Below are 25153 nucleotides of genomic sequence, written 5' to 3' on the forward strand. Positions count from 1 at the left end.
TCAATTATCGGTCAGTGATTTGTTATCTGACTTTGATGTGACAAACTGTTAGACATTGGCTGTTAAAACTTAGCTTTTAGACATTGGCGCGGAGCATGACACTGGTCGCCCACGCGCGATGCGTGGCTGGCTCAAGCATACTGTTGTCTTGCTTGAATACCGCCTTGGCATCAGTAGCAAGAATCGCGGTGGCTTGACTGCGCTCTATGTCATTGACATAAAAAGCTTGTTTGACTGCAGCAATTTGGTCAGGGTGAATGATGGTTTTTCCCACCAGTCCCAAGGCGACATCTTGCCGCAATTCTTCAGCAAACAAGGTAGGTTTATCCAAATATTCAAACACGGGCGCGGTCAAATAAAAACCTTGCGGCACGAAACACGCAATTAACTGATAGATGAGTATACCGACTGGGGTTTGATAGATCGTCACATCAGACGGACGACGCAAGCGCAGCGAGGCAAATAAATCATTGCCGCCAATACGCAGTGCCAAAATCGACTGGCTAAACCCTTCGCTAAACGCTAGCGCCAGTTCTTGGTTGTGTATCGGGTTAAAGATGAGTCGAGTCTCAAGGGTCGGCATCAATAACTGTGTCGATGGCAATGCCTGACAAGCCAATCGCCAATCAGCAAGGCTTTGCATATCAATTTTTGGTAACACAAAGCCATCTACCAAAGCAATCGACTGCCAACTAGCAAGCTCGCTGAGCATCAAGGCGTTACGCGGTCGGATAAATACCATCGGGCGTGAGGCTCGCGGTGAAATTTGACGCGATTCATCGCCAAAACCATGCGTCTGGGCGTGCTGAGCCCATGTTGCAAGCAGCTGCTTTAAATTTGCGAGCGCGGCAGGAATCTCACTTTCACTTACCGCATCTTCCAAACAAATCACGATACTGTCAATCTCAGCCAATTTTTGCTGGCTAATAATTTGCCAAATATCTTGGCGCGTGGCTGGCATATATAAGGTTGCGCCCAGCTGATAGGGATTGATAGTCGGCGCAACAGACGCAGGTAAAAAATGATTTACAGGGTGTAATAGTGTCATAAAAGTACAATGTGCGTAAAAGAGCGATTAGGATAAATGGGCGGTCAACAAGGTCGATGAGCGCAAAGACTCGGTTATCATTGGCTTCTGTCCTTAATAATGGTGACAGCTTGGTAAGGTGCAATGCTAGTATCTTCAATTACTTGAATATTTTTTTCCTCACAAAGATGACGCAGTAATGCCGTATCTTGTCCGTCTGCCATCTCATTGACCAATACATACTCAGGGTCGCGCCGTAATATCGCGCGGGTCGCCTCGGCAATGGTGGGTTTGATACGGTTGCGATTGTTGATGGCAAAGCGCGCCGCTAAGTCATCTATCACAGACTGGGTGGCAAAAGTCGGCAACAACTTGCCCGTTAGCGGCGTTGGTAAAGGTATTTGCTGACGCAACGCATCAATGGTTTGGATAAACTCGCCACTGCGGTCCCAAGGCTGTAACTTGTCATAATACACTGCTTGGTGCAGTCCATCACTGGGCTCACGATACAGGGTACGCGATATCAGCCCAGAGACAGTGCTATTGAGCAAACTTGCCGGCATCAGCCAATCATCATTACTTGCCGATAGCCAAGCCACCCCAGCAGGATCTGCCAACGTCACCAGTGGAATCACCCCGTCACCTTGGTGAAACAGTTGCGCTTGTTGCCGCTTATCAGTGATTTGGGCTAAACTTCGTTGCAATTCACCATAGATAGCCCCTTTACCCGTCCAACCATCGACAAACACAATCGGGCTATGGGGATGTTGCTGCAAAATATATTGCAAGGCAACCGGGTCAAGCCCGCGGTCACGGATGATACTCACCCCGTAATGCTGACTGGCTAACGCATAGCTAGCAGAGGCATCACTAAGCGCTTTTTGCAGCAATACCCCAATCGGCAATCCTGCCCGCACGAGACTGACCAATATCAGCGGCTGCGAGGCACTCACGCAAGCATGAAATAGCTGATGTAAGCTAAAGGCAAGGCTTGTGACATCATTTGCCATGCGCTGTTTGCCTGCCGCCAATGCTTGATTGTACAAGGCTTCATGCGTGGCGCTGGGCGGCTTTTCAAGCGTCAGCATATCTGAATAATGGCGCTGACCTGATTGGATTAACGCTTCTTTTTGGGTTGGGCTGATATCATTGACGCTATCAGCACTGACGATATCGAGCAGCAAGGTAACCTCAGAAGGTAAATAACTACCCGAAAAATTCGCCTGAATTGTCATGGTTATAAACACCCTTGACTGATAGCATCATGCAGTTGCCCTCGATTGGGCGTGCCATACCAGTCCAATAATTGTAAAAACGGCAAATCCGCCAAGCTATCACCAAAACCAAAACAAGGGCGGTTTTTATCCAAATGATAATCGAGCAAAAAACGCATCGCGTGATGTTTGTTGACGACGTGCGGCAACAATGCCAAGTTATTGGCATTAACATGGATATAAAACTCATCGTCCAAATCAGCCGCCTCATTTAGCAGGCTCGGCAGCTGTGCCGCAAACTGCAGCAAAGCATCGTGGTCTTTATGCTGATGTTTGATGGCGACATATACCATCAAATCCGCCGCGTTATTGTCTACTATAAAATGTTCATAATGTGGGGTTATGCGTAGTGCTTCAAACCCTGCCAATCGCGCCATAAGCTGGGTCAGTTTGGCTTGTAGCGCCACCAACTGCCCTGCCATTAGCCGCTGCCAACGCGCACAAATCTGCCCCGATGGCTCGATAATCACCGCACCATGGGTCAAAACTTGCCAACTATCAAACGGCAGTTTCACGCGCATAATCTCAGTGGTATCTCTTGCGGTGACGGGGATGAGCTCCGTTGATTGGGATAACCAATTAAAAAAATGGCGCTGCTTTGGGGTCAAAAAGCTCAATGGCGCATTCTGCTTATCGACGGTCGCCGCCACTAACCCATCCATTGGCAATTGCCAAGCTGCAATTTTTCGTTGGGTTTGAAACAAGGTATCATCCAAATCCATCAAAGCATAAGGTTTGACTAGCGCGACTTTTGATTCAAAAAAACGCGCTTCGGGTTTAAAAAAATCGGTCATTCACACTCATTTTTATCAAACTTAACTTTTATCGTTCTTGTGGTTGATTAGCTTTCGGAATTCGTTTGTCAGATTTTGGGTATCAGATTTTGGGTATCAGATTTCGGGTGTCAGGTTTTGAGTCTCGGTGAAATTACCATGACATTATCAAAGCCCTGCCAAATCTCATCCACGCTATCTTGGGGGGTTTCCACGCACAACAGCACCCAATCCCACGCCTCAGGCGTCACGTTGTAAACAAAATTGGTCATGCCCAAGCCATAATGATCAAAGAACTTGATAACGCTAGTCACGGCGCTATCAGCATGGATGGCGATGGGTGAGCGCGTCAAGGCGGAAAATTTGACATCCGCTTGATACTGCGCCAAGCGTTCGGCAAGCAGCAACGGCAACCAAACAAACTCATTACTGCCCAGTACCAAGATTTTTTGATGGGCGAATGACGCTAGGGTCAATTGCCTTTGGCGAAGCGTATGATGCAAACCTTGCAGCAAAAAATCCAATCCTGATGTACTATCGCGTGTCGGTTGTCTACCCCAATTGCCGGTAGGCAGCAGTGGCTGACTGCCTGCCTCTGTGGTTGACACATTTGGCATGGTAACCGCGGGCGCATTCACCCTATCTGTCCACGTCCAATCTCCTGCCAGCAGATGATGGCGAAAAAAGGCGATGTCATTAAAAATATTACTATCCGTTTCCCCCAGTTTTTTGCCCAGTTTTTTGCCCAGTGACCAATCAACCAGCGTCGCCAAATGCACTTGCTCAAGCTTACTCATTCCTGCTTGACGCAGGGCGTTGACCACATTTTGACAGGTATTACCTGTGGAGGCTTCGTCATCGACCATAATCAAGGTTTTGGCGTTTTCAACGTTCGCTTGTAGCGTGCTGTCATCACTTTGGTAAATCAAATGCACACTGGCATGACTATGATCTTCGCTAAACGTGGTGAAAAGCTCTCCTGCCTGTGCATGCCGCGTCGAGTTGAGCAAAATAGCCTGCGGATAACGCGCCTGCAGCACTTGATGCACCCCTGCCGACAGTCCGACTGCGGTCTCAGCCATGCCAATTACCACAATTGGCTCGGGCAAATCATCGGGTATGAGAGTTGCCAACTGGGTGAAGGCTTGTCGCATCTTATCGGGGGATACCGGAATATGTCGCCCCAATACTTTGGATACAAACAAAAATGCGCGCTTGGGATTGATACGCTCAGCAAACCCCAACAACTCATCAAGCTGATAATCAGCGCTGGTTTGATAACGTAAAGTAAGCTCGCCACGCGATAACGAAATGGTTTTTTGCTCAGTCATGGCGTCTGTTGTCCTGTTATTTTTGCGTTAGCCGATTTTGACACTGGTCATCAGCGGGCGCACGATGCAAGGGGTGATGGTATCACGTACCGCTGCCAGATGTGGTTTGGCAATACAGCCTGACCAATAGGCAAAAGCTAATTGGGTTAAATTCATCGTGCCGTTATCAAAGGCATGATCGGTATAACCAATACCACCTGACGCGCGGCTATTGATTTCCAGTACCTTGTGCGTCCCATTTTCATCAGCCTTGGTTTGGATGCTCACAATACCATCGGCTTTTAGGGCTGCTACCAGATGCTTGACAAGTTCCATCACTGTCTCGTCATAGCCCACATGCTGCTCACTGCCTTCTTTGTAGCGCGTCACTGCGGCTAACACTTCCCCTGTCTCACATACCACATCAATCGAGTATTCTTTGCCTGCTAGATAGGGCATCAATAGCATGGCAATGGGTTTGTCAGTTATCATTTGGCTATGGTTATAAGCGTGTAAAAATTGTGCAAGATGAATTTTTTTAGCATCGGTAAAGTATAAATGCTCAAAACTATCCCACGCCTCAACCGCTCCCGTATCGAGTCGCCAAAACCCTTGCGCAAATATGCCTTTAACGGGTTTTACACATAACGGCTGCCCACCATGCAAGGCTAGCAGTGCCATTAACTCATCTGCATTAGCAAACTGCCAGCCACTTGCCACAGGGATGTCATGTTGCTGGCAAAAGGCGGTAAAAGCGGCTTTATCATCCATTAATTCAAGCGTGGCTGTGTCAGTTGCGCCTGTCAATAACCGAATACCGGCTGCTTTGAAGTCTTGACGTCTGGCTTCGTAATCTTGGCTATTGCGCCCTGTGAGTACCACTTTGCTATTGTGCTTTTTGGCCTGTTCAAGTACAAACCCAACCCGCTCACTTGGCTCGGATGGCTCTTGGTACGCTATGTCGGCACAGTTTAAGATTTCTGGTCGTGGTTGTCGATGGGATGCCACGATGGTCATCGGTAAGTTATATTGGCATTTCATGGCTTGCATGGCACGTAGCATGTCACGCTGGCTTGACTGCCCTTCTGCCAACCAAATTGAAAACGGGGTATTACTGGGGTTTAAAATCATTCAATTTCCATTAGCAAATCTTCATACAACTGTAATCGATTGTCATTGAGATATAACATGCTGAGTGTGTAGCAAGAATTATATAGCAGATGATGCAAAATTTTAATCTATCTCGCTAAATAAACCCTGGCTGCCACTGCAGGATATGCTTGACTACTTATCTTTGCTTAACTTTTCTTTGTTTAGTAGGTAAGACTTATTATTTTACCAATCACCTAGGTATCTTATATCTATACGCATGAGGGGCAACTCTTATTGGCGTGCTTTGCCAAACAATATTTGCCAAACAACGTTTGCTACACAATGATAGCCCTATTCAGACCCGTAGTGTTTCGATGTTTCAAGGGTTAGGGTACTAGATAAAAATTATTGTTTTAGCCATAAAACGCAGTATAATCCATAAGCTTTTTTTTACTCACCATTAACTTTTGCTTTTACATGGAGATTTGCCCATGCAAGTTCAGCCTATCGGTGATATGTATGCCAATCACAAAGAATTGACGCTAAGGGGCATTATTCTTGGGGCATTAATCACTGTCATCTTTACTGCGTCCAATGTATATCTTGGACTTAAAGTCGGGTTAACGTTTGCCTCGTCCATTCCGGCGGCGGTGATATCAATGGCGGTTTTAAAATTTGCCAAAGATAGCAATATTCTTGAAAATAATATTGTACAAACCCAAGCTTCGGCGGCAGGTACTTTATCGTCCATTATCTTTGTCTTGCCAGCGTTATTAATGCTCGGTTACTGGACAGGGTTTCCATTTTGGCAAACCACTATTTTATGTATCGCTGGCGGTATCTTGGGGGTGATTTTTACTATTCCACTTCGCTATGCGATGGTGGTTAACAGTGATTTGCCCTATCCTGAAGGCGTTGCCGCTGCTGAAATTTTGCGGGCAGGCGAACAGGACACCGCAGATGATACCCCCGCTCAGTCAGATGCCTCAACAGGTGCCAAGGATATTGTGATTGGTGGCGCGTTATCAGGCATTGTCGCGTTTTTGACCGGTGGACTTAGGGTATTGGCAGATTCGGCAGGCTACTGGTTTAAAGCAGGATCGGCGATTACCCAATTACCCATGGGGTTTTCCTTGGCGCTCCTTGGGGCAGGTTACCTAGTTGGCGTAGCGGGCGGTATTGCTATTTTGCTGGGTATCATTATTGCTTGGGGTGCAGCGGTACCGATATTGACGAGCATGACGCCTCAGCCCAGTGACGTGGAAATGTCGGCATTTGCCATGAAAATCTGGAAGGAAAATGTCCGTTTTATCGGTGCAGGTACCATTGGTGTTGCCGCAATTTGGACGCTACTCACGCTTATGAAGCCAATGATTGAGGGATTAAAAATTTCCATGCAGGCGCTCAAAGGTGGCAATTCATCAAACCTCAGTCGTATGGAGCAGGATTTATCGCCCAAGGTTATGATCGGCTGGACGGTGGTAATGACGTTGTTATTGGCGGTTAGTTTCTATCAGTTTGTGGCGGATGCAAGCTTGCCAGCGGGTTTGGCATGGCTCCTAGTATTGGTTTGTACCGCGGTCACCTTTATCATTGGTTTCTTGGTAGCGGCAGCGTGTGGTTATATGGCGGGTTTGGTTGGATCGTCGTCTAGCCCAATTTCAGGTATTGGTATTATCTCGATTGTGGTGATTTCGCTTATTTTATTGCTTGTTGGCAATGCCTATCCACAATTGTTAACCACGGGCGATGGCAAATTTGTCACCGCGTTGGCGTTGTTCTGTGGTTCGGCGGTATTATGTGTGGCGACGATTTCAAATGACAATTTGCAAGACTTAAAAACGGGTTACTTGGTAAAAGCCACACCTTGGCGTCAGCAAGTTGCCTTAATGATTGGTGTCGTGGTAGGTGCATTGGTAATCTCCCCTATCTTAGAACTACTGTACAAAGCTTATGGCTTTACTGGGGCATTGCCTCGCCCTGATATGGATGCCTCGCAAGCCTTGGGCGCACCGCAAGCAACCTTGATGACTACGATTGCCAAAGGGATTTTCGCGCATAATTTGAACTGGGACTTTATCCTTATCGGTGTGCTGATTGGTGCGGTACTGATTGTCGCTGATACTTTATTACGCAAAACTTCAGCGGGTAAATACAGCTTGCCAGTATTGGCAGTGGGTATGGGCATTTATTTGCCACCTACCATTAATATGCCGATTTTTATAGGCTCGGTGTTGGCATGGTGGATTAAAAACCGTATCACCAAAAACAGTGCAGCGGCGCAACGTGAGCGCAACTTAAAGCTTGCAGAGCGCAAAGGTACGTTATTTGCTGCAGGGTTAATTGTGGGCGAAAGCTTGATTGGTGTTATTATGGCGTTTATTATTGCCGCGTCAGTCACGACGGGCGGCTCAGATGCACCGCTCGCGCTTAAACTTGCCAATTGGGACAACATTGCCCAATGGCTAGGGTTATTGGCATTTGTATTGGCTATTGTGATACTAGCCAGACGCGTGTTGAGCAGTGCCAAAACATCGGCATAACAAGCATTAAAATCTAATATCCCTATAAACTAAACCCTTGAAAATCAGTATTTTCAAGGGTTTTCTATGTATCGCTGTGTAAGAAAATAGGCTCAAAACCCTAGATTTAAAACCTTAAATTCAAAACCTTAGCAACGACATTTTTTCACAACTGTGATAGCAGCATAAGCAATCATTAGCCATTACAAGACTTTTAATAAGTCTAATAGCACCTGCCAAGTTTTTGCCACGCTGGCGATTTCTACGCGCTCTTTGGGTGAGTGCGCCGCACGGATATTTGGACCAAAAGAAATCATGTCCATGTTTGGCGCTTTACCTTTAAATATGCCGCATTCAAGACCGGCATGAATCACCTGCAGTTTTGGCTCGCCTGCAAAATGACTCGCCATCACAGATTTTGCCACTGCCAATAGCTTGGAATCTGGGTCAGGTTGCCAGCCTGGATAATCATCGCTTAACTCTAGCGCTGCGCCTGCCAAATCTGCTAAAGCTTGTAGCCGCTGGGCGATGTCATCTTTTGGGGTTTCACCCAAAGATCGCATCAGACAACGTATCTCAAGGGTGGCGGTGTGATTATTGTCATGAGTTTGGCTAAGCTTTACCACGCCCGTGCTAATTGATGTATCTACCACGCCGGCAAAACTATCGCTCATCCGTATCACGCCATTGGGTAGGCTACGCAGCAAATTAAGCACACGCTGACTGTCGGCTATACTAAGAGCGGACAGGTTGGCAGCGTCAGGTGACAACGCGTCCGTGGCTACTAGTTTTTCAACAGTCACGGTGAGGTTGGGTTCCGTGATTTTATATTCAGCTTGTAACGTTTGCAAGATAGTAGGAAGCAACTGGCTGATACGCTCAAAATCACCCAACACCGCCGCAGAGGCTTCACGCGTAATCACATTTCGCAGTACCCCACCTGTCCAGTGTTGTAAATAAAAAGGCGATGAACCAAACAGGCTTGCCAGCACGCGCGCCAGTAATAAGTTAGCATTGGCTAAGCCTTTATGAATATCAATGCCAGAGTGCCCACCTTGTAAACCGCTCACCTTAATCACCATCGGCGTGACATCTTCGGTTACGGTAATGAGCGAGGAAGTTAACTGGAATGTGGCATCACGCCCGCCAGCACAGCCAATAAACAGCTCACCTTCATCTTCTGAGTCAAGGTTAATCATCGCAGGTGCGGTCAGCCACTCAGGGTGAATCGCTTGGACGCCGCCCATGCCGATTTCTTCTTCACAAGTTAAAATCAATTCAAGCGGTGGATGGACAATATCATCACTAAACGCCACCGCCAATGCCATAGCAAGCCCAATACCATTATCTGCTCCAAGCGTCGTATCGCTTGCCCAAACCCAATCGTCTTTAATGATAGGCTTGATAGGGTCGGTGATAAAATCATGGTTGGTGGTTTCCCCTTTTTGTGCCACCATGTCAAAATGCGCTTGGATAGCCACCGCAGGATGGTTTGCCATATTGCTATCAAGCTGTACGCTTGCTGGCTTATAGATAAAAATATTGCCTTTTTCATCTTTTTTGACCGTTAACCCGTATTGCTGTCCGCGGGTTTGAACTGTTTGAACAATAAAGTCACCCAATGCGTGTTCATAAAAAGTAGGATGTGGAATAGCACAAATTTGATCAAACCATTGCCAAACAGCAGTGGGTGACAGTTGAGAAAGATTGGTTGTCATGGTATTGCCCGATTTTTAGTGTATTAACTATCAAAGGCAATATTGTAGCGAATTTTATATACGAATGGTCAGCTTATTTCTGGTTAGCTTAGTTATAGGGCGATTGGCAAACACACAGTATTATTCCATTTTAGAAAATATAATATTGTTAATATTATTTTACAGAATATACAGGTTTTTACATAATAATTCACATATAGAATATCTATGATGAATTAAGGGGTAAAAATGACTAAGCAAAATAAATTATTCGCGGCAGGATTGACCGCAGGAATTATGGCGATTGGCGCGGGCTATGTTTATTCTCAATCGAATTCTCAATCATCAACACAATCGCAAAATCAAGCAACGCCCAACAGCGCATCCGCAGCAGGCAACACATCAACCGCGGATAGCAAGCAAGCCGTTACCATTGCTTATCAAACGGGGGTTGACCCAGCCAAACTTGCTCAAGCCGACAAAACCTATGAACAAACCACGCAGCGTGATATCAATTGGCGAAAGTTTGATACCGGTGCAGACGTCGTTGCTGCCATCAGTGCCGGCAGCATTGATATTGGCAATATCGGCTCAAGTCCACTGGCAGCCGCTGCCACCAAAGGCGTACCGCTTCAAGTTTTTTTGGTGACCAGTGAAATCGGTGAAGCGGAAAGCTTGGTCGTCAGAAATGCTAGTAATATCAAAACACCGCAAGATTTAATCGGTAAAAAAATTGCCGTGCCCTATGTTTCTACCACCCATTACAGCTTACTTGCCGCGCTGAAGCATTGGAACATTGACCCAAACAAAGTCACCATTATTAACCTTCGTCCACCGGAAATCAATGCGGCTTGGGAGCGAGGAGATATTGATGCCACGTATGTTTGGGAGCCTGTTTTAAGTAAAGTCAAAGCCACTGGGCATGTTTTGACGACTTCAAAAGAAGTGGCTAGCTGGGGTAGTCCGACCTATGACTTATGGGTGGCACGTAAAGATTTTGCCCAAAAAAATCCTGACTTCTTAAAACAGTTCGTCAAAATCAGCACCGATGCCACCGGTAAATATAGCCAAGACCCTAAAGCCTTTATTGGTAATGCTAGCAACGTGCAAAAAATTGCGCAAATTACCGGTTCAACACCGAGCGATATCAGCACCCTACTGGCAGGCAATCGTTATCTACCCGTCAGTGAACAGCAGACTTTGCTACAAAAACCATTTGCTGACAACATCCGCAAAACGGCTGAATTTCTTAAGTCACAAGGCAAGGTGGATACTGTATTAGCTGATTATTCAGATTTTGTCACCAATCAATATTTGGATAGCAAGTAATAGCAAGGCTTAATAAGGAATGAGATAGCATGAGCGGATTAGTGATTGAAAATTTAAGCGTACAGTATCCAACTACCCAGTCCAATAGCCATCCCACCTTGGCACTTGATAAGGTGAACTTATCATTGGCAGCGCAAAGTTTTTGTGTGGTGCTGGGGGCATCAGGCTGCGGTAAAAGCACTTTGCTCAACAGCATTGCAGGCTTTATTCCTGTGACCCAAGGCGCGTTAAGCCTAGACGGTCAAGCCATTACCAAACCCAGTGTAGATAGAGCGGTGGTATTTCAAAACCATGCGTTATTCCCTTGGCTCAATGTCGCTGACAACGTCAGTTTTGCCGGCAAATTAGCAGGGGTCGATGCCAAAACGCAAGCCAAACAAACCGAGCAAATTTTGCAATGGGTAGGACTAGAAAACGCTGCCGAAAAATCGATTTGGGAATTATCAGGCGGGATGCAACAACGTGTGGGCATTGCCCGCGTATTGGCATCAAAAGCCAAAATGTTATTACTAGATGAGCCGTTTGCCGCCCTCGATGCTTTTATGCGCGAATCCATGCAAGAACTACTGCTCAATATTTGGCAACAAAGCAAACGACAAATATTGTTGATTTCGCATGATATTGAAGAAGCGTTATTTTTGGCAACCGACTTGGTGGTGATGGGTCAAGGAAAAATTCTGCACCATTACCAGCCGACTTTTAGCCAACGCTTTGCCCAAGGACAAAGCACGCGCGCCATAAAATCAGACCGTGAGTTTATTGAATGGCGAGAACAGTTATTTCAGCAAATTGTGGCGGGTCGTATTTGACAGCTGCTAAAACTGCGCCAATTCATCATAATAATTTAACAGGAATTAGGTCATGACGAGCCAAACAATTTCTAAGATTGATACCGCAACTCACCCCGCTGATAAACCAATCGACCATCAGTCAGCGCCAACCGCAGCCGTTATTGAGACTACCATGACAACACGCCCCACCCCTGCCTCATCTTTTGTATCCCAACATCATGGGGTAGTCTGGGGGTTTATCAGTGTGGTTACTGCATTGGCGATTTGGTGGGCGGTGACTGCGACAGGACTGGTGCCAAGTTTATTTTTGCCAAATCCTACCAGTGTGTGGCAACAGTTTGTCAAAGTCTCCACCGAAGGCTATATGTCGGCAACCTTGATACAGCATACCTTTGCTAGCCTAGGACGGGTATTTATTGCCTTGGTTTTGGCAGTGGTGGTGGGTGTGCCTATCGCTATTTGGATGGGAACCAATCGCACAGTTCAGGCTATTTTTGACCCGTTGCTCGAGTTTTATCGCCCAATTCCCCCGCTCGCTTATTTGCCATTATTGGTGATTTGGTTAGGGATTGGTGAGCTGACCAAAATCACGCTTATCTTTTTATCGATTTTAGCCCCGATTATTATCTCAACATTGCAGGGTATTTTGACCGTTAATAAAAGCCGCCAATTTGCCGCGCTATCGCTCGGTGCAACCCCATCGCAATTACTTTGGCATGTGACATTGCCATCGGCTTTACCGCATATCCTAACAGGGATTCGTATTGGGCTGGGTGTAGGTTGGTCGACTTTGGTGGCAGCTGAATTGGTGGCTGCAACTAAAGGGTTAGGCTTTATGATTCAGTCAGCCGCGCAGTTTCTATCGACGGATATTGTCGTTCTAGGGATTATAATTATTGCGGTGATTGCGTTTATTTTAGAAATTTTATTAAGAAAATTACAAGCCAATCTTGCCCCTTGGTACGGCAAATATTAAAACAGCTATAACAAGTGATAACTGAACAATTTGGAGATCATCATGACCACGTTAACAATCGAAAAAATCACCCCAAATATTGGCGCGGTGGTGACAGGTGTCGACTTTAGCCAACCTTTGGTAGAGACTCAACAACACGAAATTGAGCAAGCATTATTGACGCATCAAGTCTTATTCTTTCGTAAACAGGCAATTACCCCAAAACAACAAGCGGATTTTGCGCGTCAATTTGGCTCACTGCATATTCACCCGATTTTCCCCCAAGCCGATAACCAGCCAGAGATTGTACTGCTTGATAATCATAAAACCGATTTGCGAGACAATGCCATTTGGCATACTGATGTGACTTTTAGCGAAACGCCACCGCTTGGCAGTATTTTGGCAGCCAAACAAGTTCCAAGCTTTGGTGGTGATACGCTATGGTCAAGCAGCTATGCGGCGTACGATAATTTATCACCTGCGTTTCGCGCTTTTTTGGCAGGGTTGACGGCAACGCACAATATTATTCAATCCTTCCCGCAAGAGCGATTTGGCAATACCCCCGAGGGCTTTGCTCAGTGGCAACAAGCGCAAATTGACAATCCGCCTGTAGTGCATCCTGTCATTCGCACCCACCCTGTCACCGGTAAAAAATTGATTTTTGTCAATGAAGGCTTTACCACAAAGATAAATGAATTGTCCGACTCAGAAAGTAAATCGGTACTCAACTTTTTATTCCAACATATTAGCAAACCTGAGTTTACGGTAAGATGGCACTGGCAAAATGATGACATTGCGTTTTGGGATAATCGAGCTACTCAGCACTATGCGACCCATGATTATGGCGATACGGTACATCGTGTCATGCACCGTGCGACTATCAATGGGGATAAACCGTTTTATCATTCAATCTAATGGTTGCTCAATTAATAGATTCAACAAACTTGCTATCAAGGATAAAACAATCAATGACAATGAGGTAAACTAAAAAGCAGATGATAGTGAATTTATCAATAAAATTAATGTTTTAGATTAAGGATTAAATCAAGAAAATGGTGCGCTCGGCGGGACTCGAACCCACGCCACAGGCTTCGGAGACCTGTACTCTATCCAGTTGAGCTACGAACGCTTTGATTGGCATTGAAAAAAAGCAGTGGGCTATTTTAGCAAACTTTTCGTGCAATAAGCAAATCATCAAAATTACTGCCAAAAACTGCTCGGCAAAGTTGATAGCACATATCAAATAAGCATAGCTTTTTCAGATAATTTTCCCTTATAATAGTATGGAAAATAAATCTATGTAACATTTATCGCATCAACGGATACAATCGAGCAATCTAATGGCTCATATTGTCCGTTTCAAAAGTATTACGATAATTTAATTCACCTGTTTGAGAGAACGTGACGAATGAAAAAAGTAGTGATGTTATCAGCGATTACTATGCTAAGTCTTGCGGGTATCGCTGTCAGCCAAGCTGAGGATAAAGCCAGTGCCCCCGCAGCGGCATCAGCTACCGCTAGCGCTTCAAGTACCGCGACAGCCTCAAGTACTGCAACTGCTTCAGCCCCTGCATCCTCTGCCGCTCCCGCAAAAAAGGAAGCAGAAAAAGCACCTGAAGACCCACCTCAAGTTGCAAAATTGGTTGCATTATACCCAAATCTAATCGCACGTATTGCCCCACAAGGTAAAGTTTGTTTTGAAGGTAAAGAGTGTGATATCACTATTGCCGCTGCATTGGGTGCCGCTGATCCAGATAAACCACGTGAAGGCAAAGTAATTTATGAAGGTGTGTGCCATACTTGTCATACTGCAGGTCTGTTAGGTGCACCAAAATTTGGTGATAAAGGCGCTTGGGGTCCCCGTATCGCTAAAGGTACCGCTACCCTTCACCAACACGCGCTACAAGGCTTTAATGCCATGCCAGCTAAAGGCGGTAACGCTGATTTGCTAGATGTGGAAGTGACCAACGCGGTTGATTATATGGTGTCTCAAGCCAAATAATCATTTTTAGCCCAGATGAAGCCTATCAACTGATAGGCTTTTTTAATTGTATCATTGATATAATTTAACTTAACTTAGTTCACGCAAATCTTTAAACTGTCCAACCCATCCCCATTAAGGTCTCACCTTTAACCAGAACCTGCATTGCTATGGCAAACTTTGACACTACCATCCCTGCTCTAAAAATTACCCATCTCACCAAAACCTACCCAAATGGTTTTGCCGCACTCAAAGGCATTGATTTGACCGTACCCCAAGGTGGATTTTTTGCCCTCCTTGGTCCCAATGGTGCGGGTAAATCCACCACGATTGGTATTATCAGCTCGCTATTTAAACCCACCTCAGGCTCGGTAGAAATTTTTGGGGTAGATTTGCTTAAACAGCCTGCCAAAGCCAAGCAGTTCTTAGGCGTGGTGCCGCAAGAATTTAACTTTATGCAGTTTGAAAAAATCGAAGATATTTTGATTGCCCAAGCGGGCTATTTTGGTATACCTGCCAAGGAATCTCGCCCGCGTGCCGAAAAACTCCTAAAAGCATTGGGGCTTTGGGAAAAACGCGACGACAAAGCGCGTATGCTCTCTGGCGGCATGAAACGCCGTTTGATGATTGCGCGTGCTTTAATGCACCGTCCCAAACTGCTGATTTTGGATGAGCCGACTGCAGGGGTGGATATTGAACTGCGCCGCTCGATGTGGGATTTTATGCAGCAAATTAACACGGAAGAAGGTACGACCATTATTTTAACCACCCATTATTTAGAAGAAGCTGAGCAGCTGTGTAAAAACATTGCTATCCTTGACCAGGGTGAAATTCGTATCAATACCGATATGAAAAGTTTGCTTACCAGCCTTGATGTGGAAAGCTTTGTGTTTGATTTGGCGCAACCTTATCCCGCACCCATTGCGTTAACCAATGTGGTAAAAACCAAGCAGCCAGACCCGTTGACCCTTGAAGTCACACTCAAAAAAGGCGACAGTCTAAATGACGTCTTTGCCCAGTTAACTGCTCAAAATATTCAGGTAGCCAGTATGCGTAACAAAGCCAATCGCCTTGAAGAGCTGTTTTTGGGGATTGTTGAAAACAATTTGACTGAAAAATTGGAGAATTAACATGGATTTTCAGCACCAGTTGGTTGCATTTAACACCTTGTTAGTCAAAGAAATCCGCCGAATTCTTCGCATTTGGCCGCAGACGCTGTTGCCCCCTGCCATCACCATGAGTTTGTATTTTATCATCTTTGGTAAAATGATTGGCGCTCGGGTTGGCGATATGGGCGGTGTCTCCTACATGCAGTTTATCGTGCCTGGCTTGATTATGATGTCGGTGATTACCAATAGCTACTCCAATGTGGTATCGAGTTTTTTTGCCACCAAGTTTCATGGTAATATCGAAGAAATGCTGGTCAGTCCGATTTCTAAACATACCATTTTACTGGGCTTTATCGCAGGCGGTTTGTTTCGGGGATTGACCATTGGCGCGATTGTGACGGTGCTCGCGTTGTTTTTTACTCAGTTATCACTGGTGCATGCATTTGTCACGATTTTTACTGTGGTGATGACCTCAGCATTATTTTCGCTGGGCGGTATGATTAATGCGGTATTTGCGCGCTCGTTTGATGATATTTCCATCGTACCCAGTTTTGTGTTGACACCTTTGACATATTTGGGCGGTGTGTTTTATTCACTTAAAGATTTATCAGGATTTTGGCAAAACATATCGCTACTCAACCCCATTGTTTATATGGTCAATGCTTTTCGCTATGGTATTTTGGGTCATTCAGATGTCAATGTATGGTCATCTTTGGTGGCGATTGGGATTTTTACCGCGATATTTTATGGCATTGCGTATTATCTTTTAGCAGATGGCTCACGCGTTCGTTTATAACTTAGATAACTTAGTTAAATTAAAAAAATATGAAACCACTTGAAACTCACGGTATTTTGGGTCAATCCACCAGCTATCCAAAAACCTACGCCCCCGATATGCTCTACCCCATTCCCCGCGCATTAGGACGAGCAAACCTAGCGCTGCCTGCTGACGCCTTAAGTATTGGCATGGACTGGTGGCAGGTTTTTGAGATGTCTTGGCTGAATTCGCAAGGCATTTCACAGGTGGCAATGGCGCGCCTTGCCATCCCTGCCACATCGGACTATATTGTCGAATCAAAATCGCTCAAACTGTATTTTAATAGCCTAAATTTCACTGAATTTGACAATCAACAAGCTGTTAAAGCAACGGTGGAAAAAGACTTATCGGCTTGTCTAAAAACCGATGTGACGCTTGAGATTTTTGAAGTAAACATCGCAAATAGCTTACCCATCAGCGCGCCACAGGGTGATTGCATTGATAACGCGTTGGATAGTAGCGATAAAAAAATCGCCATTGTCAGTGATGTCGATCCTTCAAGTTTGACCGTTGCCCATCAAGGCGCCTCGGATAGCCAGTTACAAATTTTGCATTCGCATCTGCTGCGCTCAAACTGCCCTGTCACCAATCAGCCAGATTGGGGAACACTGGAGATTCAGATAGATAGCCAACCGATTGACCGAGCAGGACTGCTTGAGTATATTTTGAGCTTTCGTCAGCATAATGGCTTTCATGAACAATGCGTGGAGCAGATTTTTAGTGATTTAACACAAGCCTTTGCGCCAAAAACACTCATGGTACGCGCATGGTACACACGCCGTGGCGGGATTGATATTAATCCTTGTCGGGTGAGTGATATCAGTTTGTTGCCGCCACCATCACGGCTCAACCGTCAGTAATATTCGCTAATAATAATCGCCCGTAAGCTAGTCGCATTTTTATCAAAAAAAGCGTATGCTATGTTTTTTCAAAATTTTTCTGCCTCAAACTAAAGTTACCTAACAGTTGATGGCAAGCAATACCCACAAGGATTACCGCATGCAAGCAGTCGGTCAACTCATGCTCGATATTGAAGGCACAGCGCTTAGCCTAGCAGATGAAGCACTGCTACGCCAACCGGAAGTTGGCGGCGTGATTTTGTTTGGACGCAATGTAGAAAGCCCTGAGCAAGTGCGCGAATTGACTGATAGTATGCGTGCCATCAAACCCAATATTCTAATTGCGGTTGACCAAGAAGGTGGACGTGTCGCTCGCTTGCGCGCGGGTTTTTCGCCGCTACCTGCTATGGGTAAACTCGGTGAAAGGTTTGAGCATGACCCTATCACTGCGCTTGATCTTGCTTATTGCGCAGGCTATTTGATGGCAAGCGAAGTACTAGCAGTTGGGATTGATTTTAGTTTTGCGCCTGTACTTGATATCAATGGGGTTAGCCGCGTGATTGGTGATCGCGCGTTTCACGTACATCCGATTGCAATCACCGCCTTATCTGCTGAATTCATGCGAGGCATGAAGCTTGCCGGAATGGCAACCACGGGCAAGCATTTTCCCGGTCACGGCTCAGTTGCCCCTGATTCTCATGTGGATGATGCCACCGATGAGCGCAGTTATGATGAGATTCGCCAATACGATATGCAGCCATTTATTCGCAACAAGCCGCTACTGGATGCACTCATGCCCGCTCATGTGGTATTTAGCACAGTTGATAACAAACCTGCAGGGTTTTCATCGATTTGGCTGCAGCAAATTATTCGTGGCAAATTAGGGTTTAATGGGGTATTGTTCTCCGATGACCTGTCGATGAAAGCGGCACATGTTGCAGGTGATGCAGGTGACCGTATTGCCGCTGCTTTAACGGCAGGTTGCGATATGGGACTATTGTGTAATGACCGCCCTGCTGCCTTGGTCGCGCTTGAGCGTTTGCAAAAACAGCCGACACTGCTCAATACCACCAGCCAACATCGGTTATCTACCATGAAAGGCAATATCAAAGGCTGGCGGGGCTCACTGGCGGACTCTGCCAAAGACTGGTCACACTGGCAAAGCAGTCAGCGTAAGGTGCTAGAAAATTTCTTTGCATGACTTTGCTTAAAACAAGGAAATTTGAAACAAGCCACTTTAAAAAAATCAAATTCAAAAAAACAAATTCGAAAAAAAGCAATTTTCAAAAAAAGCAACGCGGCAACGTTGCTTTTTTTATCGCTATTTTTTTATAGGGCAGATTTATCAATTGACATAGCGTAATTGACCTATCATTTTTTGCAAATGCTCACTACTTAATTGACTCCAGATGTTATAAAAACAGCCATTGTTCAGCACGAGGTAAGCCAGCATTTTACCCTGTGGGTTATTGCCCTCTCGCCCAGGCGTCACATAACTGCCATCGGCATAGTTTTTACGATATGCCCAGCCCTGGTACAAGTCACGCTTAGACGTGGTACCTGCATTGGCTACACCGTAAGCACTGCGTAAAGGCTTGCCTTTATAGTTCTTCAAATCATACGCCACTGCAAAGCCACCTGAAAAATTGGCAGCGCGTGGTTGTGCAGTTTTGATATTGATTGATGAATGATTAGCAATGGCTAAAATTGGGCAATATTTATAATCAGATTGTCGCCATTGTTGTTGATAAATTGGGCTAACTTGGCTACTTTTGAGTGATGCATGCGATTGCCAAGGTGATTTTGGCAGCCTAGTAGCCGCTTGGGCAGTATTAGCAAGTAAGCTAACAAGTAAGCCAGCACTTATAGCAAAGCTGCTCACAGCGAGTTGATGAAACATAGCGTTACGTCGTCTCATATTCAGGGCCTCACGCCATTTTATTTTAGGGTTTCCATCAGGTAAAGTTACGCTATTGGCAATTTATCTTTACGAGCTTATCTTCTAGTACACTATATGACCCTAGTATATAGAGTAGATAATTGTTCATCCTAAAAAAGTGTAGCCCAAACGTTGTTTTTTATAACAAATTTGCAAACGCGATAAATAGATAAGGCATAAAAAAAGCCTTTAATTCATTGAATTAGGGGCTTTTTTAAAATATGGGGCGAATGATGGGACTCGAACCCACGACAACCGAGATCACAACCCGGGGCTCTACCAACTGAGCTACATCCGCCATAAGGTAGGTTTTACAGACTAGCAAAATGCGCGCCTGACAGGATTCGAACCTGTGACCACCCACTTAGAAGGCGGGTGCTCTATCCAACTGAGCTACAGGCGCATAAAAAAAGCCTGCTCGGCTCTTGATTCATCTTTTCAACTTGGGTAAGTTTAAAGAATGAATGGTCGGAGTGAAAGGATTCGAACCTTCGACCCCCTGGTCCCAAACCAGGTGCACTACCAAGCTGTGCTACACTCCGATTGCCTAACTAGGCTTTAATTGTTACTTCAATACCTTAGCAATAGTGAGCTTAAAGGCCATCATCGCTAAGTGGTGCGTATATTAAAGCAAGTTAGTTAGGCTGTCAACAACTTTTTTCAATATTTTAAAAACAGACAATGGTTTTTAATGTCTATTTTTTGAGCGTGGCGCCAAACGCCAACATGCGATCTAGGGGTTTTTTAGCTTGTTCGATTAGCTGCGCATCAACAAAAATCTCGTGCGGTACGGCGTCAGGCGTGCCTACTTTCTCCAGTGCATGGATGATTTGGTCTAAATCATTCATCGCCATCCACGGGCAGTGCGCACATGAACGACAGGTTGCACCTTCGCCACGCGTCGGCGCTTCGATAAACACCTTATCTGGTGCCGCTTGCTGCATTTTATAAAAAATACCGCGATCCGTGGCGACGATGAACATCTTGTGCGGCAGGGTTTGCGCCGCTTTAATCAGCTGACTGGTGCTACCCACAGCATCTGCCATTTGGGTCATCTCAATCGGCGATTCGGGGTGCACTAGCACCGCCGCATCGGGGTACATCTCTTTCATAGTTTTTAGGCTGCGGCTACGGAACTCTTCATGCACGATACAAGCGCCATCCCACAGTAGCATATCTGCGCCCACTTTTTGCTGAATATAACGCCCCAAATGCTGGTCAGGCGCCCAAATGATTTTTTCACCTTGGGTGTCTAGATGGTCAATGAGCTCAACCGCGATACTCGATGTCACCACCCAATCTGCCCGCGCTTTAACAGCCGCTGAGGTGTTGGCATACACCACCACAGTACGGTCAGGATGCTGGTCACAAAACGCGCTAAAGTCTTCAATCGGACAACCCAAATCTAGTGAGCAAGTGGCTTCTAGCGTTGGCATTAATACCGTTTTTGCAGGACTTAGGATTTTAGCGGTCTCGCCCATGAATTTGACGCCTGCAACAATCAGCACATCAGCATCACTATCACGCCCAAACCTTGCCATCTCTAAACTATCCGACACGATACCGCCAGTGGCTTCGGCAATTGCTTGGATTTTTGGGTCGGTGTAGTAGTGAGCAATCAACGTGGCATTATGCTGTTCTAACAAATCGGCAATGCGCTGTTTTTTTTCTGCAAATTCGGCATCATCAATCTCAATATCTTGGGGTATACCGAGCTTATCGAGATGTTGTTTAACAATATCTTTGGCAGACACTGCTATCAGTTGCTCATTATTCGCTAATAGAGGATTGGCTAGCTGGGTAGTTGCTTGCGGTGTACTTGATTGTTGCATGAAAAACTCCTTCTCATGAGATGACTTACCCATGTCTATCACAGGTAAGTAGCAATTCATTGATTCTCCTGCTGTTACTATAGCAAACTTTTTTGCGCAAGGTGAATCAATGGCGACTAGTAACTGATATAAGGGTAATTTGGCTAAATTAAATACTGGGACCCATTAAAATATTATTGAGCCTCAATCATGACGCTTTTGCCTTTACCAAACCTTTTAACAGCGCGCGCTCGCTATAGCCGATTAAGCCAATATAGACCAGTAATAAGGTATTGGATAACCAAAAATTCATTTGAAAAGCACTGACGATTATCACGCTAAACAGCATCAGCGTGCCCAAAAAGAAAACGATTTTTTTGGTTTGGTAAGGTATTGGATAAAAATGCTGTCCAAGCGCGTACGATACTATCATCATGAGGAAATAAACAAAAAGCGTCACCCACGCCGACACCATAAAGCCGTATTGTTTTAAAAACAGCATATGAAGCAAAATAGTCAGTCCCGCCCCAAGCCATGAGATGGCTGAGCCAATCCCAGTACGGTCAGTTACCTTATACCAAGTTGATAGGTTGTAATAAATCCCAAAACATAGGTTCGCAATGACGATAATCGGTACGATATTAATCGCTGTCCAATAACTGGGATCGGTGATAAATAACCGTTTGAGCCATGAAATATTGGCAATAATCCCAAGCGCCACCACCGATGCAAATAAAGCAAAGTACTCTGTCATCATGGCATAAGTATGTTTGGCATTGGCGTGGTGCATTTGTTTGAATAAAAACGGCTCAATCCCCATCCGATAGGCGGTCACAAACAAAGTCATTAATACCGCCAATTTATAGCAGCCACCGTATGCCCCCGCATCGCCTTTATCAATCATATAATATTGAATGATTTTATCGAAGTTTTCATTCACCATAAACGCCAACCCTGCCAGCATGACAGGATAAGAATAGCGAATCATACGTTTGAACAAGGCTTTATCAAAATGCCAGCGTACTTTTTTGATAATTGGAAACAGCATCATAAAAGTGGCGAGACTGGCAACTAAATTGGCAAAAAACGGATACGCCACTTGCTCGGTCAAACCGAAACTTTTGGCAGCCTCAATGGACACAAAGCGAAATAGCGCAATAACCACCACAGTTTGTATCAAAATCGACACCACACGCACCACCGAATATTTCACAGGCTGGTTGTGATAACGTAGCCAAGCAAACGGAATGGTACAAATCGCATCAAAAAACGCAATCCAAGCAAACCAGCGCAAAAATTCAGGGTGATTGCCATAATCCATCAGGATTGATAATGGATTGCTAAACAGCAACACCATGACCAAAAACCCGCCTGCCAACATGGCAATAAACCAAAACGCCGTGCTAAACACATTTTTTTCGGCGGCGCCTGTTTTATCTTCTCCTGAAAAGCGAAAATAAGATGTTTCAAAACCAAAAGTGAGCACAATATTGATAAAAGCAATCCAGGCATATAGGCTGGTAAAGATAGCAAAGGCTTCTTTATCGATGTAATTGATATACAACGGATTGAGTAAAAAGGTAATGACACGGGGTAAAATCGCACCGATACCATAAATAATGGTTTCACCTAACAGTCGTTTGATATTCACAGGCTATCCAAAGTTAATGTCGCTTGATGGGTTTTAAGGTTGGCTAATAATAGGCTTTTGGCGTTGTAGCACTAACAAAGCGTGTTGCACTTCTTGTACTTTTTTCTCGGTCAATAAATTGCTGATATTAATCCAAATCCAGTGAAAGCCATACCCGCCGTCCTGCATTTCAATTTTGGCATGTTCAATCGTCCAGTTTTGTACCAAAATGCGATACATAGCAACGGTAATACCCGTGCGATCTGAGCCATGATAGCAATGCACGAGCACCTTGTCGCCACGCGCTTGGTGCCATAAAATATCATACAAAATTTCAGCAAGTTGCTGCGGCTTAATCGCCCAAGTCATCAATGGGTGATTGATAAAGGTTAGCGGCAAATTGGCTAAATTTTCTTCATTATCATCGCGATCAAAAAATCGTAAATTGATAAGCGTATTGATGCCGTATTGCTGGATAATACCAATATCATCGGGCGTCAGCTGCTCACTACGAAACAGCTGCTCATCGATTTGATAAAGATTGGCATGTTGACACCGTAATTTTGCCCAAGTAGCGGGACGAAAATGCTGCGCAAATGGCATGTCATTGACCTAGTAGTATGATGAATTTATGCGACATAATAGCCCAAAGTGAACAAAAACGCACCGAAATTTACCTGTAAAAAAACCCAATCAATATTGGGTTTTTTGACGTAATTAACAGCAATTCTTAGCTAAAGAAGGTTTATGCTTAAATATCTAGGTAATCTAGGATACCTTTAGCGGCCTCACGACCTTCCCAAATCGCGGTTACCACCAAGTCTGAACCCCGCACCATATCGCCACCTGCGAAGATTTTTGGATTCTTAGTTTGGTACTTATAGGTTTGTAATTCAGGCGCAATCACCCGTCCGCTATTATCCATCTCAATGCCTTGGGTGGTAAACCAATCAGCCGGGCTAGTACGGAAACCAAATGCCATAATCACCGCATCGGCTGGCAAAATTTCTTCTGAATTGGGAATAGGCTCTGGGCTACGACGACCACGGTTATCAGGTTCGCCAAGTTTAGTAGTCACTACTTTTACGCCCGTTACTTTACCGTTTAAACCGATAATTTCAATCGGCTGACGGTTGAATAAAAACTGTACGCCTTCTTCACGCGCATTACGCACTTCACGGCGTGAGCCTGGCATATTCTCTTCATCACGGCGATAGGCACAAGTCACAGAAGTTGCACCTTGGCGGATACTGGTACGGTTACAGTCCATCGCAGTATCACCACCGCCAAGGACGACCACTTTTTTGCCTTGTAAGTCAATGTACTCTTGTGGGTTCGTTTCCCAACCTTGGCAGCGGTTGACGTTTGCGATTAAAAAATCTAACGCATCATACACGCCAGATAACTCTTCACCGGCATAACCGCCACGCATATAGGTATAGGTACCCATACCCATAAACACCGCGTCATAGTCAGAGAGTAATTCATCAATGGTGACATCTTTACCAATCTCGGTATTTAAACGAAATTCAATACCCATGCTTTCGAACACTTCGCGGCGACGACGCATGACATTTTTTTCCATTTTAAATTCTGGAATACCAAAGGTCAGTAGTCCGCCAATTTCAGGGCGTTTGTCAAATACCACAGGTTTGACGCCATTACGAACCAATATGTCAGCACAGCCAAGACCGGCAGGACCTGCGCCAATTACTGCAACTTTTTTATCCGTCCAAGTCACACCGCTCATATCTGGACGCCAGCCTAGCGCAAATGCAGTATCGGTGATGTATTTTTCCACGTTCCCAATGGTGACTGCCCCAAAGCCATCATTGAGGGTACAGGCCCCTTCACACAGACGGTCTTGAGGACATACTCGCCCACAGACTTCCGGCAACGTGTTGGTTTGGTGGCATAAATCTGCCGCTTGGAAAATATGACCTTCGGTAGCCAGCTTTAACCAGTTTGGAATGTAGTTGTGAACGGGACATTTCCATTCACAGTAAGGGTTACCACATTCAAGACAGCGGTGCGCTTGGTCAGTTACCTTGTCTTGCTCAAATGGATAATAAATCTCAACAAACTCGTGAGTACGGGTATTAATGTCTTTTTTTGAAGGGTCGACACGTGCGACGTCTAAAAACTGAAAATCGTTGTGTAATCGTTTTGCCATGCCCCAATGCTCCTAAAGCAATGCTCCTAAGTGAGTGGTATCCAGTGATTCACTGCATACCGACCTGCTTGACAGCGAACTTTT

21 protein-coding genes and 4 tRNA genes are annotated in these 25153 nt (G+C 45.3%); 10 read left to right on the forward strand and 15 right to left on the reverse strand.

All coding sequences use genetic code 11. From position 1 onward, the window contains the following. Window positions 1-76: 76 nt before the first annotated feature. The 5 genes from RTR63_RS00465 to RTR63_RS00485 form a co-directional block, all read right to left on the reverse strand. Window positions 77-1048, reverse strand: a complete 972-nt coding sequence (locus tag RTR63_RS00465; protein ID WP_312522066.1) for an HpcH/HpaI aldolase/citrate lyase family protein — start codon at window positions 1046-1048, stop codon at window positions 77-79. Window positions 1049-1125: 77 nt separating this feature from the next. Then, window positions 1126-2262: a cysteine protease StiP domain-containing protein gene (locus RTR63_RS00470; protein WP_312522068.1), complete on the reverse strand. Its 1137-nt coding sequence runs from the start codon at window positions 2260-2262 to the stop codon at window positions 1126-1128. Window positions 2263-2264: 2 nt separating this feature from the next. Next, on the reverse strand, window positions 2265-3095 hold the full coding sequence (locus tag RTR63_RS00475) for a hypothetical protein (protein ID WP_312522070.1): 831 nt from the start codon (window positions 3093-3095) through the stop codon (window positions 2265-2267). A 110-nt stretch (window positions 3096-3205) separates the two neighbouring features. Then, window positions 3206-4405: a phosphoribosyltransferase domain-containing protein gene (locus tag RTR63_RS00480; RefSeq protein WP_312522072.1), complete on the reverse strand. Its 1200-nt coding sequence runs from the start codon at window positions 4403-4405 to the stop codon at window positions 3206-3208. Between the two features lie 27 nt (window positions 4406-4432). After that, window positions 4433-5515: an ATP-grasp domain-containing protein gene (locus RTR63_RS00485; RefSeq protein ID WP_312522074.1), complete on the reverse strand. Its 1083-nt coding sequence runs from the start codon at window positions 5513-5515 to the stop codon at window positions 4433-4435. 452 nt (window positions 5516-5967) lie between these two features. Here RTR63_RS00485 and RTR63_RS00490 point away from each other — a divergent pair, with 452 nt between their 5' ends. Continuing rightward, window positions 5968-8019 (forward strand): OPT family oligopeptide transporter, encoded by a 2052-nt coding sequence (locus RTR63_RS00490; RefSeq protein WP_312522076.1) that lies wholly within the window; start codon window positions 5968-5970, stop codon window positions 8017-8019. Between the two features lie 182 nt (window positions 8020-8201). Here the strand turns inward: RTR63_RS00490 and RTR63_RS00495 are convergent, their stop codons facing one another. Further along, window positions 8202-9716, reverse strand: a complete 1515-nt coding sequence (locus RTR63_RS00495) for an aminoacyl-histidine dipeptidase (protein ID WP_312522078.1) — start codon at window positions 9714-9716, stop codon at window positions 8202-8204. Window positions 9717-9992: 276 nt separating this feature from the next. Here RTR63_RS00495 and tauA point away from each other — a divergent pair, with 276 nt between their 5' ends. From tauA to tauD, 4 genes are all read left to right on the forward strand, one after another. Further along, the gene (tauA, locus tag RTR63_RS00500) at window positions 9993-11024 is read left to right on the forward strand and encodes a taurine ABC transporter substrate-binding protein (protein WP_409418176.1); all 1032 of its coding nucleotides are present in this window, start codon (window positions 9993-9995) and stop codon (window positions 11022-11024) included. A 29-nt stretch (window positions 11025-11053) separates the two neighbouring features. Continuing rightward, window positions 11054-11833 (forward strand): taurine ABC transporter ATP-binding protein, encoded by a 780-nt coding sequence (locus RTR63_RS00505; protein ID WP_309593674.1) that lies wholly within the window; start codon window positions 11054-11056, stop codon window positions 11831-11833. Between the two features lie 154 nt (window positions 11834-11987). Beyond that, window positions 11988-12791, forward strand: a complete 804-nt coding sequence (locus tag RTR63_RS00510) for an ABC transporter permease subunit (RefSeq protein WP_409418177.1) — start codon at window positions 11988-11990, stop codon at window positions 12789-12791. A 30-nt stretch (window positions 12792-12821) separates the two neighbouring features. Then, entirely contained in the window at window positions 12822-13685 is an 864-nt protein-coding gene (tauD, locus tag RTR63_RS00515; protein WP_309593675.1) for a taurine dioxygenase, read from the forward strand. 138 nt (window positions 13686-13823) lie between these two features. Here tauD and RTR63_RS00520 read toward each other — a convergent pair. Beyond that, window positions 13824-13899: transfer RNA gene (locus RTR63_RS00520), tRNA-Arg, on the reverse strand. 279 nt (window positions 13900-14178) lie between these two features. Here RTR63_RS00520 and RTR63_RS00525 point away from each other — a divergent pair. From RTR63_RS00525 to nagZ, 5 genes are all read left to right on the forward strand, one after another. Next, window positions 14179-14772 (forward strand): c-type cytochrome, encoded by a 594-nt coding sequence (locus tag RTR63_RS00525; protein ID WP_312522080.1) that lies wholly within the window; start codon window positions 14179-14181, stop codon window positions 14770-14772. Between the two features lie 149 nt (window positions 14773-14921). Next, window positions 14922-15881, forward strand: a complete 960-nt coding sequence (locus RTR63_RS00530; RefSeq protein WP_312522082.1) for an ABC transporter ATP-binding protein — start codon at window positions 14922-14924, stop codon at window positions 15879-15881. 1 nt (window position 15882) lies between these two features. Then, window positions 15883-16656, forward strand: coding sequence for an ABC transporter permease (locus RTR63_RS00535; protein ID WP_076774539.1), 774 nt, complete (start codon window positions 15883-15885; stop codon window positions 16654-16656). Between the two features lie 29 nt (window positions 16657-16685). Continuing rightward, the gene (queF, locus tag RTR63_RS00540; protein WP_312522085.1) at window positions 16686-17537 is read left to right on the forward strand and encodes an NADPH-dependent 7-cyano-7-deazaguanine reductase QueF; all 852 of its coding nucleotides are present in this window, start codon (window positions 16686-16688) and stop codon (window positions 17535-17537) included. Window positions 17538-17676: 139 nt separating this feature from the next. Continuing rightward, on the forward strand, window positions 17677-18717 hold the full coding sequence (gene nagZ, locus RTR63_RS00545; RefSeq protein WP_312522087.1) for a beta-N-acetylhexosaminidase: 1041 nt from the start codon (window positions 17677-17679) through the stop codon (window positions 18715-18717). 144 nt (window positions 18718-18861) lie between these two features. Here the strand turns inward: nagZ and RTR63_RS00550 are convergent, their stop codons facing one another. From RTR63_RS00550 to RTR63_RS00585, 8 genes are all read right to left on the reverse strand, one after another. Further along, on the reverse strand, window positions 18862-19434 hold the full coding sequence (locus RTR63_RS00550; protein ID WP_312522089.1) for a hypothetical protein: 573 nt from the start codon (window positions 19432-19434) through the stop codon (window positions 18862-18864). Between the two features lie 243 nt (window positions 19435-19677). Then, window positions 19678-19753: transfer RNA gene (locus RTR63_RS00555), tRNA-His, on the reverse strand. 31 nt (window positions 19754-19784) lie between these two features. After that, window positions 19785-19858 (reverse strand) — tRNA-Arg (locus tag RTR63_RS00560). Between the two features lie 62 nt (window positions 19859-19920). Then, a tRNA-Pro gene (locus RTR63_RS00565) sits at window positions 19921-19997 on the reverse strand. Between the two features lie 153 nt (window positions 19998-20150). After that, the gene (gene nadA / locus RTR63_RS00570; protein WP_312522091.1) at window positions 20151-21287 is read right to left on the reverse strand and encodes a quinolinate synthase NadA; all 1137 of its coding nucleotides are present in this window, start codon (window positions 21285-21287) and stop codon (window positions 20151-20153) included. A 187-nt stretch (window positions 21288-21474) separates the two neighbouring features. Then, window positions 21475-22917 carry a lipopolysaccharide biosynthesis protein gene (locus RTR63_RS00575; RefSeq protein ID WP_312522092.1) on the reverse strand — a complete coding sequence of 481 codons (1443 nt, stop codon included), beginning with the start codon at window positions 22915-22917 and terminating at the stop codon, window positions 21475-21477. A gap of 33 nt (window positions 22918-22950) precedes the next feature. After that, complete coding sequence (locus tag RTR63_RS00580) at window positions 22951-23499, reverse strand: tyrosine-protein phosphatase (RefSeq protein ID WP_007116380.1); 549 nt, start codon at window positions 23497-23499, stop codon at window positions 22951-22953. Window positions 23500-23647: 148 nt separating this feature from the next. Continuing rightward, the gene (locus RTR63_RS00585; RefSeq protein ID WP_007116381.1) at window positions 23648-25069 is read right to left on the reverse strand and encodes an FAD-dependent oxidoreductase; all 1422 of its coding nucleotides are present in this window, start codon (window positions 25067-25069) and stop codon (window positions 23648-23650) included. Window positions 25070-25153: the final 84 nt, after the last annotated feature.

It is taken from the genome of Moraxella sp. CTOTU47724 (assembly GCF_032014955.1).
GTDB classification, from domain to species: Bacteria; Pseudomonadota; Gammaproteobacteria; order Pseudomonadales; family Moraxellaceae; genus Faucicola; species Faucicola tetraodonis.